This is a genomic window from Bacillus sp. ChL18 (genome assembly GCF_026241425.1).
In the GTDB taxonomy this organism is placed as follows: Bacteria; Bacillota; Bacilli; order Bacillales; family Bacillaceae; genus Bacillus; species Bacillus velezensis.
This window is the reverse complement of sequence record NZ_JAPHWE010000002.1, coordinates 163232-176469: the sequence shown is the minus strand read 5'-3', so window position 1 is coordinate 176469 and position 13238 is coordinate 163232. Positions and strand designations below refer to the sequence as shown.

The 13238-nt window shown below is 49.3% G+C and carries 11 protein-coding genes; 3 read left to right on the top strand and 8 right to left on the bottom strand.

Features of this window, described 5'->3' with window-relative positions; translation table 11 throughout:
* Positions 1 to 2: 2 nt before the first annotated feature.
* The 8 genes from OQ477_RS11850 to iolA all read right to left on the bottom strand — a co-directional run bounded on the left by OQ477_RS11850 (position 3) and on the right by iolA (position 9475).
* The gene (locus OQ477_RS11850; RefSeq protein ID WP_265972578.1) at positions 3 to 872 is read right to left on the bottom strand and encodes a sugar phosphate isomerase/epimerase family protein; all 870 of its coding nucleotides are present in this window, start codon (positions 870 to 872) and stop codon (positions 3 to 5) included.
* A 19-nt stretch (positions 873 to 891) separates the two neighbouring features.
* Positions 892 to 1926: a Gfo/Idh/MocA family protein gene (locus OQ477_RS11845; RefSeq protein ID WP_265972576.1), complete on the bottom strand. Its 1035-nt coding sequence runs from the start codon at positions 1924 to 1926 to the stop codon at positions 892 to 894.
* 22 nt (positions 1927 to 1948) lie between these two features.
* Positions 1949 to 3244: an MFS transporter gene (locus OQ477_RS11840; RefSeq protein ID WP_265972574.1), complete on the bottom strand. Its 1296-nt coding sequence runs from the start codon at positions 3242 to 3244 to the stop codon at positions 1949 to 1951.
* Between the two features lie 12 nt (positions 3245 to 3256).
* Positions 3257 to 4153, bottom strand: a complete 897-nt coding sequence (gene iolE, locus OQ477_RS11835) for a myo-inosose-2 dehydratase (RefSeq protein WP_265972573.1) — start codon at positions 4151 to 4153, stop codon at positions 3257 to 3259.
* Positions 4154 to 4168: 15 nt separating this feature from the next.
* Positions 4169 to 6082: a 3D-(3,5/4)-trihydroxycyclohexane-1,2-dione acylhydrolase (decyclizing) gene (gene iolD, locus OQ477_RS11830; RefSeq protein WP_265972572.1), complete on the bottom strand. Its 1914-nt coding sequence runs from the start codon at positions 6080 to 6082 to the stop codon at positions 4169 to 4171.
* Positions 6083 to 6106: 24 nt separating this feature from the next.
* Positions 6107 to 7099: a 5-dehydro-2-deoxygluconokinase gene (gene iolC, locus OQ477_RS11825; RefSeq protein ID WP_265972571.1), complete on the bottom strand. Its 993-nt coding sequence runs from the start codon at positions 7097 to 7099 to the stop codon at positions 6107 to 6109.
* Positions 7100 to 7122: 23 nt separating this feature from the next.
* On the bottom strand, positions 7123 to 7938 hold the full coding sequence (gene iolB / locus OQ477_RS11820; protein WP_265972570.1) for a 5-deoxy-glucuronate isomerase: 816 nt from the start codon (positions 7936 to 7938) through the stop codon (positions 7123 to 7125).
* A gap of 73 nt (positions 7939 to 8011) precedes the next feature.
* A complete protein-coding gene (gene iolA / locus OQ477_RS11815) occupies positions 8012 to 9475 on the bottom strand; it encodes a methylmalonate-semialdehyde dehydrogenase (RefSeq protein WP_045209395.1) in 1464 nt (487 codons plus the stop codon).
* 445 nt (positions 9476 to 9920) lie between these two features.
* Here iolA and OQ477_RS11810 point away from each other — a divergent pair, with 445 nt between their 5' ends.
* The 3 genes from OQ477_RS11810 to OQ477_RS11800 all read left to right on the top strand — a co-directional run bounded on the left by OQ477_RS11810 (position 9921) and on the right by OQ477_RS11800 (position 13200).
* Positions 9921 to 10676 carry a DeoR/GlpR family DNA-binding transcription regulator gene (locus OQ477_RS11810; protein ID WP_007614879.1) on the top strand — a complete coding sequence of 252 codons (756 nt, stop codon included), beginning with the start codon at positions 9921 to 9923 and terminating at the stop codon, positions 10674 to 10676.
* A 77-nt stretch (positions 10677 to 10753) separates the two neighbouring features.
* Positions 10754 to 11686 carry an aldo/keto reductase gene (locus OQ477_RS11805; protein ID WP_044802350.1) on the top strand — a complete coding sequence of 311 codons (933 nt, stop codon included), beginning with the start codon at positions 10754 to 10756 and terminating at the stop codon, positions 11684 to 11686.
* A gap of 125 nt (positions 11687 to 11811) precedes the next feature.
* Positions 11812 to 13200 carry a sugar porter family MFS transporter gene (locus OQ477_RS11800; protein WP_032869301.1) on the top strand — a complete coding sequence of 463 codons (1389 nt, stop codon included), beginning with the start codon at positions 11812 to 11814 and terminating at the stop codon, positions 13198 to 13200.
* The last annotated feature ends 38 nt before the right edge of the window (positions 13201 to 13238 follow it).

Here is a 13238-nt window from a genome sequence, read left to right as displayed (position 1 = left end):
GCTTATGCCATACCCAGTTCTTCCTTTAATTTCTTAAGCATGGTCCGGCTTGATTCATCCGCTCTTTCGCCGACCCAAGCAAAAACGGCGTTCGTCGCAATTCCGTCGAATTTCATCTCTCTCATCTTTCTGAAAATCGTCTCAAAATCGACCTCGCCTTGCCCGATGTCCAAATGCTGGTGAACCGTTACTTTCGCATCAGGCGGGTTGACGATGTAGCGCAGACCGTGCGCCGCTTTATGATTAAAAGTATCTGCAAATAAAACATGTGTGAGGCGGTCGCCGGCTTCATCAAACATGGTCGCAATATCGCCTTTTCCGTCATCATAGAAGAACGTATGCGCAGTCGAGTAGACAAGATTGATCCAATCCTTGTCAAGCGCGCGGATCATATCCATCGCCCCTTTGTGCGTTTCGATAAAATCGTATGGGTGAGCCTGAAGATTGAGTTTAACGCCTTCTTTTTCAAAGACGGGCAGCAGTTCATCCATGGATTTTATGAATTTTTCTTCACTTGTCAACGGATCATATTTTGAACCGCTGAATTCACTGTTCATCAAATCCACTTCAAGTTCAACCGCAATTTCGATCGCCCGTTTCCAGTTGCGCACGGCGGCCTGTCGGCGGTCTTCATCAGGACCCGCCCAGTGGTAAAGCGGAAGAAGAGAAGACAGCTTCACACCTGTATCTTTTAAAAGGCGCTTCAATTGTTTGATTTTTGCTGAATCGACTTTCGGATATTTATAGAAAGGACAAAAATCCTCGCGCGGAGACAGTTCGATATATTCGTATCCGAGTTCCGCCGTTTTATAGACCGTTTCCTCCAAAGTTAAATCATCGCGGTACATGGATGGATCTAAGGCCAGTTTCATTTCTTTCACTCCCGATCTATTATTTGTTCACAGTCGTAAATGATTGGTAGAATGCCGGTTTCTCTTGAAGCGCCACTGGCTCTTTCTGGCCGGATTCCTGAGCTTTTACGCACGCGTCAGTTGTCACCGCGGCAATATAACCGTCCCATGCCGTCGGACCGCTGACTTCGCCTTTATTCCGGATCGAATCAATGAAGTCTTGAATTTCCACATCATACGCAGCCACAAATCGGCGCTGCCAGTCCATCAGGATATCGGTGCTGAATGTCCCTTCTTTTCTCAAGCTGATGCTTGACGGTTCCGGAAGCTTGATGACACCGTCTTCCCCGACGATTTCACATTGAATGTCGTAGCCGTATTTACAGTTCACGTAGATTTCGGCATTGATGACGATGCCGCCTTTTGTTTCGATGATGACCATCTGCGGATCTTTCAGATGCGACAGCGCATTTTTTGATTTCTTCGGATAGATCACCTGTACGGATTCATAGTCGTCATTGACGAGCCAGTGGAGGACATCAATTTCATGAACGAGCGTATCGACGACGGCCATGTCTGTTGAATAATTCGATGCGACTGTCGGGTTGCGGTGCGCACAGTGAATCATCAGCGGCTCGCCGACCACGCGGTTGTCAATCGCTTCTTTCAGCTGAACGTAACCGCTGTCATATCTGCGCATGAAACCTACCTGCACCAACCGTTTTCCCGTCTTCATTTCTTCCTCGACAATGCGCATACAGCCTTCTGCCGTTGTCGCAAGCGGCTTTTCACAAAACACGTGCTTGCCGTGCTGAATCGCTTTCAAAACGCTGGACTCGTGAGCCGGGCCCCAGCTTGTCACTAAGACGGCATCCACATTTTCAGCAGCGAGGAGGCTGTCGTCATCAGGATAAACGGAGGCGTTCAAATTGAAATCCTGAACGGTCTGCTGCGCGGTCTCCTGATTCACATCTGTGACAGCGGTAATTTCCGCTCCGGACAGCTTATTTGTGATGCGGTTGATGTGCTCTTTTCCGATAGCACCGGTTCCGATAACACCTATACGTAAATTCATTGATCGCCACTCCTTCTGATAATCAAATAATGGTTTTCGTCTTTCTTTTCCCGCTGCCGTCCTGAGGAGCGCCGTACAGTTCCTTCTGTATCTGTTCAAGCGACTTGCCGGACGTATTCGGTGCGAAGACAAGCCCGATGATCATACTGGCCGTCACGCATATGAGCAGAATACCGGCCATAAAACCGATGCCGAATTGTGACATGATGACCGGCACAAATAAACTCCAAATGCCGATTGAAATACGGACGAGAAAGAACATGAGCCCTTGTGCTGACGCTCTGTATTCTGTCGGGAACAGCTCGCTTGCCCACAGCTGGTAGTTCGCCTGCTGGCCGGCTCCGTTATTGATGCCGATCGCTAAAACAAACAAAAGCAGCATCGGGAGCCCCTGAAACGGCAGTAAAAACAGCGACCAGCCGACAACGGCCATAAATGCGCAGATTCCGAACACCGTTTTCCGATATTTATCTGCAAAAGGCATGAAGATACAGGCGACGCCGAGCCCGGTGAAGATAAACAGGGCCATCTGCAGAATGTTGGCCGTATTTGCGGATACGCCGCCGACCTGCTGGTAGATGTACGGCATGAAGAATCCCATGACGCCCGCGGCGAGATTCCATACGAGAAACACACCCATTAAAAACAAAATGTTCTTGAAAAATTTCGGCTGAAGCAGGTCAAAATAAGATGTTTTTTTCACGGCGGCAGGCCGCTCTTCACTGTTTTTCCAGGCATCCGACTCAGGTAAACGCTTTCTTATCACATATGTGATAAGGGCGATCACCAATAGATGCGCAAAGACAATTTTATTTCCTAAAAGCCCGAGGTCACCGACCAAAACGGATAACAGCAGAACCACAACAGCTCCTGCGGCCCACGCCGCCTGCGCCACTCCGCAATGCCTCGCCCGGTTTTTCTCGGGGGCGTTTTCCGCGATAATGGTCCATGAAGCCGTAATATCCGCGCCTACAGAAATCCCGATAATCATGTATCCGCATAACAGTATGGGAAAGTTGAATCCAAACAAAACCAAACAAATTCCTAAGGCGTAGACGAGCATACTGTTTGTGTATACAGCTTTTCGGCCGACTTTATCAGCCAAATACCCGCCGAGCAGCGCGCCGACGGCCGCTGATATCGCATTTGCGCTGAAGGCGCCGAGCAATCCGATCTGGCTGTCGGACAGCTTTAAATAGCTGGCCCACATAGATAAACCCGCTGATCCTGCCACGATGGAACCTGCATCAATGTAATTTGCTAATGCTGCGGCGATAGTCCTTTTGCTGAAAGCTGATTCCGCCTTGGCACTATTCATATAAGTCCCCCTCTAATTTGCAGGATCAAGCAGTTCACTGTCGATGTACTTTCTCGCAATCAGCGCGTACTCAAGCGGATTGGCGACTGCCGGGTCTTGTTCGGCTTCGATGACGATCCAGCCTGAATAATCATGACGGACGAGCGTTCGGTATACTTCGGTAAAATCGATGCAACCGTCTCCGGGAACCGTAAAAATGCCCTGTAAAAACGACTGCCTGAATGACTTGCCTTCCTGTCTGCACCGCTCCATAATGTCAAACCGCGCGTCCTTGAAATGAACGTGTCTGATCCGATCCATATGCTTGTTGAGAATCGTCATATAGTCTCCGTCCGAGATATAGGCATGGCCGGTATCATATAGTAAATGGACATACCGCGGGTCCGTTCCATCCATCAGCCGGTCAACTTCTTCCGCCGTCTGGACACCTGTGCCGAGATGATGATGAAATGTGAGATCCAGCCCGTATTCGCCAGCGATTTTCCCGAGACGGTTCAAGCCTTGGCACAGTGTATCCCATTCTTCATCTGTGAAGTGCGGTTTTTTCTTAAATACATCAATGTCCAAGCCTTGAACACTGTACGTCTGTTCAGAAACGGTGGCGACATCCGCTCCGACTTTCTGCAAATAATCACAGTGTTCTGTAAATTGTTCAGCCGTTTTTTCAATACCGTCTTGAATGATAAAGCTGCTGAACCATTTCCCCGCAATCCGCAAGTTCCGGAGAGCCAGCTCCTTATTGAGGACGGAGGGTTCAGGGAAAAACCCTCCCACTTCCGTACCTTGAAAGCCGGCGACAACAATATCGCTTAACAAATGCTGCAGCGTATTCCCGGCTCCGATTTCCGGCATATCGTCATTGCGCCACCCAATGGGAGCGATGCCCCACAGAATATCTTGTTTGCCCATCGTGATGCCTCCCCTCTAGTACTGCTTCGCAGACTTCAGCTTCATCTCTTTCGCTTCGTATGCCCGCTGAACACTTTCCTGCTCCGACACTTCCGCCACGCCGACATGCCACCAGCTGTCATAGCCGTCCGTCATCGTTTTCGGCAGAACCTTCATTTCAATTAAAGTGGATACGTCTTGCGTTTTCGCATCTTCAAGCGCCGCTTTCAGTTCTTCAACCGTATTGGCTCTGTATGTTTTAGCGCCGTAGCCCTCTGCCACCTTCGCGTAATCAACGTTTAAAATCTGATTGTCCTCGGTGCGGAACTCACAGAAATAACTGCCGCTCCCGTGATCCATCTGCAGGTTGTTGATACAGCCGAATCCCGAGTTGTCAAAGAGCAGGACATTGATTTTTTTGTTATATTGAAGCGCGGTAATCAGCTCTGAGTGCAGCATCAGAAAGCTTCCGTCACCGACGAGTGAATAGACTTCTTTGTCGGGATGAGCCAGCTTGAGGCCGAGCGTGCCTGATACTTCATATCCCATGCAGGAATAGCCGTACTCGAGGTGGTACGTATTCGGAACGTTGGAATGCCACAGCCGCTGCAAATCTCCCGGAAGAGACCCCGCCGAGCTGATGACGACGCTGTCTTCAGGAATCGTGTCATTGATGGTCAACAGCGCCGTTGTTTGCGGCAGCTCAGTCTCGAGCGCGTCGGCATACTCGTTTAACACGTCCTGTGAGAAATGGTTTTTAATTTCCGGTTTGAACGCGTCACGTGTAAAAGTGACCTTGCCGAGCCGGTCCCGTTCAGCCAGCCATTCATTTTTCCAATCTTTAATCGCCGTGCCGAATGCACTTTTATATCCGTCTAATAAGCCGTGCAGCCTGCCGAGCGTCACTTTCGCATCGGCTACGACCTGAAATGCGTCAAGCTTGTAAGCCTGCATGCGGCTGACATTGATATTCAAAAATTTTGCTTTGTCAAAATCAAACGCCGTTTTCGAGGATGTCGCAAAGTCCGTGTACCGTGTGCCGACACCGATGATCAGATCAGCCTGGCGGGCGGCCTTGTTTGCAGCGAGGGTGCCCGTGATGCCCATGCCGCCCAGATTGTTGGCGAAATCGGCTTCAACCGTTGACTTGCCGGCCTGCGTTTCGACAAGCGGAATGCCGTATGTTTCAGAAAGCGCGATTAATTCCTCACGCGCGCCGGAGTACTTCGCGCCTCCGCCCACTAAAATGACGGGACGGCTGCTCTCCTTAATTCTCTCCGCGGCGCCTTTCAGCTCACGCTCGCTCGGCTGCATCCGATCAATGTAATGAATGCGTTTTTCAAAGAAGCTTTCATCAAAATCAAATGCTTCTCCCTCTACATCCTGAGATATGCAGATGGTCGCCGGACCCGCTTTTGCCGGATCTGTCATCACTTCAAATGCCCGGATTAAGCTGCTCATCAGCTGCTCGGGGCGGGTAATGCGGTCCCAATAGCGGGACACGGGCTTTAACGCATCGTTTGTCGTGACGGCGGCACTGTATTCCTGCTCCACCTGCTGAAGCACCGGGTCAGGCTGCCTCGTCGCAAAGGTATCGGCCGGAAGCAGCAGCACCGGGATATGATTGGCCAGCGCCGTACCCGCGGCAGCCGTCAAGTTAGCGGCACCCGGACCGACCGATGTCGATACCGCGTAAATTTTTCTTCTCAGCATCTGCTTGCTGTATGCCATCGCGGCATGCGCCATGCCTTGTTCGTTTTTGCCTTGATAGACTTTCAGGTGCCCGGCGTCCTGCTCAAGCGCCTGCCCGATCCCCAACACATTTCCGTGGCCGAAAATCGTGAAGATGCCCTCAACGAACGGCTCTTCTTTTCCGTCAACCTGAATGTACTGCCGGTTCAAGAATTGAATCAGCGCTTGTGCTGTCGTTAAGCGAATTGTCTTACCCACAAACGATCCCACCTTTTATACGTTCTATTTACCGTTAAGACTGTGCTGCGCTTCAATCAGTTCGATGATTTCACCGGCAGCCGGCATTGCTTCTGAGGAGCTGTGTTTGCTGACGACGATGGAAGCGGAAGCGCTCCCGTATTTTAAAGCCGTTTCAATATCCCGGCCGCTGACAAGTCCGTAGATGAAGGCTGACGCATAGGAATCACCCGCTCCGAAGGTCTTCAGCACCTTTGTTTTATAGGCATGCGCCCGGAAAACTTCTCCCGATCTGCTGTATGCGTATGATCCGTCAACGCCGTGCTTAATGACGACAAGGTCAGCAGAGTGCGCAAACAAATGGCGGACGGTTTCATCGTTATTTCTGCCGCTGCGGTTTTCCATTACGTCAAATTCGTCACGCGTACCGATGACGATATCGGATTGTTCCGCCGCCAGCGTGTAGTACACGGCTGTTTCTTCTGCCGATTGCCATGTATACGGACGGTAGTCGAGCTCAAACACGACTTTTACGTCATGTTTTTTTGCGATATGCACCGCTTTTAAGACGGCTTCGCGCGACGGGCTTTTCGCAAGCGCCGTGCCTGACACGAGCAGCATTTTCGCGTTTGCGATGTAGCCTTCATTGACTTCGGACGGCTCAAGATACAAATCCGCCACGTCATCCCGGTACATCAGAATGCTGCACTCTTCGGGACTGAGAATTTCCGTAAAAGCGAGCCCGGCTTTGCGCCCTTCTCTGTCAACGGTCATTTGTGACGTATCAACGCCCTTTCCCTGCATATAGGAAACGATGAATCGGCCGTGCTGATCGTCCGGGATTTTGCCGATAAAACCGGCTTTTAATCCGAGCTTGGCGCTGCCGATCGCAATATTTGCCGGGGAGCCGCCGACATATTTAGAAAACGTCATCGTTTCTTCCATCGGCCGGTTGTATTCCGCCGCGTTCAAATCAATACACGCGCGTCCGATCGCGACAATATCAAACTCTTTTTCTTCATTAAACGTATATTTCATCGTTATCTGCCACTCCTCACTTGTTAGCGTTCCAGGATCCATTCATGGGCCGGGTCATTATGAAACTTCCATTTTCGTGTCGGTCCCGCCATTACATTCAGGTAGTAAGAGGTATACCCGTCCGGAACACCAACCGGGTGATAGCCCGCCGGGACAATGACAACGTTTTCATTTTCTGCGGTCATCGTCTCGTCAATCGAGCGGTCGTCGGTGTACACACGCTGGAAGACAAACCCCTGCGGCGGGTCCGTTTCATGGTAATAGGTTTCTTCTAAAAAGGATTCAGCCGGCAGATTGTCTTGGTCATGTTTATGAGGCGGGTAGCTCGACCAGTTGCCGCTGTCCGTGTAAACTTCAACAACGAGAAGGCTGTTTGCCGATGGATCTGAATCGGGGAGAATATTATGAACGGTTCGTTTGTTTGCCAGCTTGCCGCGATGTTCCACACCGTTGTCTTCCGCTTTAATCAGCTTTGTCGGAAGCTGGTGTTCGGACGGAGAATAGCACAGCGCGACCCTCGCCCCGCTGACCGCTGTGATTCCAAAAGAGCGGTCAGTGGACACATAAACGCTGTCCGTCGGTTTTCTTTCAAATACGCTTTCACGGGTGCCGATGCTTTCAAATGTCTGATCATAATCAGTGACGGTGATTTTTCCCGTTACCGCAACGATGCAGCACTCCGTCTTTTTCAAATCTTCTGTATATGCGGAACCGGGAGTGAGGTCAACGACTTTAAATCCGACGTATTTGAGGTCTGAATTGGCTGAAGTGACGTCATGTATGATGTTCACGCCTTGAGAAATTTCATCGGCCTGCGGTTTGCGCAGCAAATGACTCATGTTTATTCCTCCTTAATTGATGGTAAAAGAAAACCCGGACGGAATCACAAAGCCGTCCGGGCCGGCTGCCAGATCAATTGAAGTCAGGAGACGGGTATCGTGCCGTCACGACTTTTTTACGTGTATAGAAGTCGACGCTGTCTTTTCCGTTTGCGTGCAATGTGCCGAAGAAAGAAGACTTCCAGCCAGAGAACGGGAAGAATGCCATCGGCGCCGGCACGCCAAGGTTGATGCCGAGCATTCCCGCGTCAATATTTTCACGGAAGTAGCGGATCGCGTTCGCATTTGAAGTGAACAGACACGCGCCGTTCGCAAATTCAGACTGGTTGGCGATGTCCACCGCTTCTTTTAAGTTTTTCACGCGGATGACCGACAGAACGGGCGCAAAGATTTCATCTTTCCAGATCGTCATATCCGTCGTCACGTTGTCAAAAATCGTCGGTCCGACGAAATAGCCGTCTTCCGTTGCGTTTTCACGCCCGTCACAAAGAAGTCTCGCTCCTTCTTCGATGCCTTTTTCAATATAGCTGTGCGTGCGTTTTTTGTTGTCCTCGCGGATGACCGGGCCTAAGAACACGCCGTCATCCAGTCCGTTTCCGATCTTGATGTCCGCTGCTTTTTCCTGTAATTTCGCCATAAACTCATCGGCGATTCCCTCTTCAACCGTCACAACCGCACATGCCATGCAGCGCTCTCCTGCCGAACCGAATGCCGCACCGATAATGTTTGTCACCGTATCTTCAAGGTGGGCGTCATTTAACACGATCGTATGGTTTTTCGCGCCCGTTAACGCCTGCACGCGTTTCAAATGTTCGCTGCCTTTTTTGAAAACATACTCGCCGACAGGTTTTGAACCGACGAATGAGATGGCTTTAATCTCCGGATGTTCAAGAACGCCGTTTACGACGTCATGCGCGCCGTGCACGACATTGAAGACGCCCTTCGGCAGACCGGCCTGTTCAAACAGCTCTGCCAGTTTTTCCGTTAACAGCGGCGTGCGCTCAGACGGCTTCAGAATGAAAGTGTTTCCTAATGAAATCGCCATCGGGAACATCCAGCACGGGACCATCATCGGGAAGTTGAACGGTGCGATACCGCCGACCACCCCGATCGGATAGCGGTAATTCGCCGCCTCTACATCCGTCGCAATAGAGGCGAGTGAATCGCCCATCATGAGTGACGGCGCTCCCGCTGCGAATTCGACGTTTTCAATTCCGCGTCCCACTTCACCGAGTGCTTCCGTCGTGTTTTTACCGTTTTCCAAAGTGATCAGACGGGCAAGCTCTTCTTTGTTCTGCTGGAGAAGCTGCTGATAGTTAAATAGAATTCTCGCACGGCGCGGCACTGCCGTCTTTGACCATGTTTGAAACGCCTCTGACGCTGAGCGGACGGCGTATTCCACATCCTCCCGCGTAGAAATCGGAACCTGGCACATCACTTCTTTTGTAGCCGGATTGACAACGTCTTCATATTGATCTGTCTTACTTTCAACCCATTCACCATTGATGTAGTTTTTCAGTTTTCTGATCTCTGCCATTCTCATTGCCTCCTTAAATAGTAAACATCCTGTTCAACTGGGTAATAACGGATGAATATATTCATCTTTTACATATAAAAGACATGAATTAAACGCTTACAAATGCTAAAATGATGGTGACTCCCAATCTTTCCATGTAAAAGTTGATCATGTGACGAAAAAAAGCAAACGGTTACATCTTTAACTTTTGATTTTTCAGGTTATATTTTGGTCATTTCTTGGTTACATTGTAAGCCCAACACACCTTCAAGTCAATCTAAAAAATCAAAATTTTTTCATTATTCTTATCATACTTTTTTTGAACGGGAAAACAGGAACTTGGAGAACCGTGTCGAATCGTACGGTGTGAACCCTCTTTTTTATCATTTGTTAAGTAACTATTGATTAACTTCTGGTGTTTATTATATATTTTAATTACTTTAAGAATTCTAGAAGGAGTTTTTTTATGAAACTGATGCGGATTCAGGAGATGGAAGAATACATTCTCAAACACGGAGCCACTTCGCTGGATGAGCTGTGCGAGGTATTCAACGTCTCTAAAAACACGGTCAGACGCGATATTAATAAGCTTGCGGAAAAAGGGGTGATCAAAAAGGTGTACGGCGGCGTGACGTCAGCTGAAAAATCTGTGCTCGTCCCTTTTGAAAACCGCACTATTCAACATCAGGATGAAAAAATCAAAATCGCCCGCTATGCGTCACGGTTTATCGAGGATCACGATCTTGTGTTTATTGATTCCGGCACGACGACCAAATCGATGCTGGAGACGCTTGATCCCGATAAGAATGTAACGGTTTTGACGAACAGCCTTGATATTATTAACGCGGCTTCATCCATGAAAAATATCGACCTGATCATCATCGGCAATAACTACAAACGGAAGACAAGGTCGTTTGTCGGCATTGATGATCCGAGCACACTCAATAAATACAACATTAACAAGGCGTTCATGTCCGCTACCGGGACAACGATCACCCACGGCCTGACGAATTCCGACTTACTGGAATACGAGGTGAAAAAGAGAATTTCCGAAAAGGCGAACGAAGTGTATCTGCTCGCGGATCATTCCAAATTCGGCAAATCCACGCTTTTGACATACGCGCCTTTCGACCGGCTTCACAGCATCGTCACTTCTCAGCAGCTCGATGAGGAATATACGAAGTATTGCCAAGAGCATCAAATCGACATTCACTTGGCATAGCGTTATAGTTAATAGAGAACGCTGCCGTATTTTTCCGGCAGTCGCTATGATATCCAATTTTTTCAGGGGGCGAAAACATGAGCAAAGTAACAATCGGCAAAACTGACCTAAAGGTATTTCCGATCGGTTTGGGAACAAATGCGGTCGGCGGACACAATCTCTATCCGAATCTGAATGAAGAAACGGGAAAAGAATTGGTTCGGGAAGCGATTAAAAGCGGCGTTACCATGTTAGATACCGCCTATATTTACGGTGTGGGCCGTTCTGAAGAATTAATCGGCGAGGTGCTGAAAGACTTTAACCGCGAGGATGTCTTCATCGCCACAAAAGCCGCTCACAGAAAAGAAGGCGATGACTTTGTTTTCGACAACTCACCGGCCTTTTTGAAACAATCGGTCGAAGACAGCCTGAAACGCCTGCAGACTGATTACATCGATTTATTCTACATCCATTTCCCGGATGAGCACACGCCGAAGGACGAAGCCGTTCAAGCGTTGAATGAGCTGAAAAAAGAAGGAAAAATCCGTTCCATCGGCGTATCCAATTTCTCTTTGGAGCAGCTGAAAGAAGCCAATAAAGACGGCTTAGTCGACGTGATTCAAGGAGAATACAACCTGCTGAACCGTGAGGCGGAAAAGACTTTCTTCCCTTATACGACAGAACACGGCATCTCATTCATTCCGTACTTCCCGCTCGTATCCGGACTGCTGGCCGGCAAATACGACGAGAACACAACCTTCCCTGAAGGCGACCTGCGCAATGACCAGGCGCATTTCCAAGGGGAGCAGTTTAAAGAAAACATCAAAAAAGTCAACCAGCTCAAACCGATTGCCGAAAAGCACAATGCCGATACGGCGCATATCGTGCTTGCCTGGTACTTGGCGAGACCTGAAATCGATATCCTGATTCCGGGCGCCAAACGCGCGGATCAATTAAAAGACAATATGAAAGCAGCCTCCATTACGCTATCTGCTGAAGAAATCGCGTTTATCGACAAGCTGTTTTCCTAAGAAAGAAAAAAAAACACGCCTTTTAAAAGGGGCGTGTTTTTTTATGTTTATATTTTTCTCTTCGGGGAATGAAATAGTTATCTAAATAAACTATTATGCGTTCCAAAAGATGAGGAGGATCATCTGTGAAGAAAAACACCAAAAAATACCTGATTTACTTTTTCGGAGCATTAGGCGGGCTGCTTTACGGCTATGACACCGGTGTGATTTCAGGGGCTTTGTTATTTATTAACAATGATATTCCTTTAAACACGCTGACCGAAGGATTGGTCGTCAGCATGCTGCTGCTCGGTGCGATTTTCGGGTCCGCCTTAAGCGGGACATGCTCTGACCGATGGGGCCGGAGAAAAGTGGTTTTCGTCCTTTCACTCATTTTTATTATCGGCGCGCTTGCCTGTGCGGCTTCGCAAACCGTCACTATGCTGATTATCTCCCGTGTCATACTCGGGTTAGCCGTCGGCGGCTCAACGGCGCTGGTTCCCGTTTATCTATCTGAGATGGCGCCGACAAAAATACGCGGAACGCTCGGCACATTGAATAACTTAATGATTGTAACCGGAATTTTACTCGCATATATTGTGAATTACATATTCACCCCGTTTGAAGCTTGGCGCTGGATGGTCGGTCTCGCCGCAGTACCGGCGGCGCTTTTATTAATCGGAATCGCGTTTATGCCGGAATCTCCGAGATGGCTCGTCAAACGCGGCCGTGAGAAGGAAGCCAGACAAGTCATGGAAATGACTCACGACAAAGAGGATATCGCCGTTGAATTGGCGGAAATGAAACAAGGTGAAGCCGAGAAAAAAGAATCTACACTCGGCTTGCTGAAAGCCAAATGGATCCGCCCTATGCTGCTGATCGGGATCGGCCTCGCCATCTTCCAGCAGGCGGTCGGTATCAACACGGTGATTTACTATGCGCCGACCATCTTTACGAAGGCCGGACTCGGCACTTCGGCGTCCGTTCTCGGCACGATGGGCATCGGTGTCTTAAACGTCATCATGTGTATCACCGCCATGATCTTAATTGACCGGATCGGCCGGAAAAAACTGCTGATGTGGGGAAGTGTCGGCATTACCTTGAGCCTGGCGTCACTATCAGCCATTCTCCTTCTGGCCGGCCTGTCAGCTTCAACGGCATGGCTGACCGTGCTGTTTCTCGGCATCTATATCGTTTTCTACCAGGCGACATGGGGTCCCGTCGTATGGGTTCTGATGCCGGAGCTGTTCCCGTCAAACGCACGCGGTGCCGCAACCGGATTTACGACATTGATTCTGTCGGCAACCAACCTGATCGTTTCACTGGTATTCCCGCTTATGCTGAGCGCCATGGGCATCGGCTGGGTATTCGGAATATTCTCAGTCATTTGCCTCTCATCCTTCTTCTTCGCCGCTTACATCGTTCCTGAAACGAAGGGCAGAAGTTTAGAAGAAATCGAAACGCACTTGAAAAAACGGTTCTCCTTAAAGAAGCGCAGCAAACAAAATCAAATTCTTAAACAGCGCACATTGTAATAAAAAAAGGAATCGCCCCCGCCGGGCGATTCCTTTTT

Excerpts from the sequence above, each read along its gene's own strand:
- OQ477_RS11850 (WP_265972578.1), bottom strand. The coding sequence starts at position 872 with ATGAAACTGGCCTTAGATCCATCCATGTACCGCGATGATTTAACTTTG.
- OQ477_RS11845 (WP_265972576.1), bottom strand. The coding sequence starts at position 1,926 with ATGAATTTACGTATAGGTGTTATCGGAACCGGTGCTATCGGAAAAGAG.
- OQ477_RS11840 (WP_265972574.1), bottom strand. The coding sequence starts at position 3,244 with ATGAATAGTGCCAAGGCGGAATCAGCTTTCAGCAAAAGGACTATCGCC.
- iolA (WP_045209395.1), bottom strand. The coding sequence starts at position 9,475 with ATGGCAGAGATCAGAAAACTGAAAAACTACATCAATGGTGAATGGGTT.
- iolE (WP_265972573.1), bottom strand. The coding sequence starts at position 4,153 with ATGGGCAAACAAGATATTCTGTGGGGCATCGCTCCCATTGGGTGGCGC.
- iolB (WP_265972570.1), bottom strand. The coding sequence starts at position 7,938 with ATGAGTCATTTGCTGCGCAAACCGCAGGCCGATGAAATTTCTCAAGGC.
- OQ477_RS11805 (WP_044802350.1), top strand. The coding sequence starts at position 10,754 with ATGAGCAAAGTAACAATCGGCAAAACTGACCTAAAGGTATTTCCGATC.
- OQ477_RS11810 (WP_007614879.1), top strand. The coding sequence starts at position 9,921 with ATGAAACTGATGCGGATTCAGGAGATGGAAGAATACATTCTCAAACAC.
- iolC (WP_265972571.1), bottom strand. The coding sequence starts at position 7,099 with ATGAAATATACGTTTAATGAAGAAAAAGAGTTTGATATTGTCGCGATC.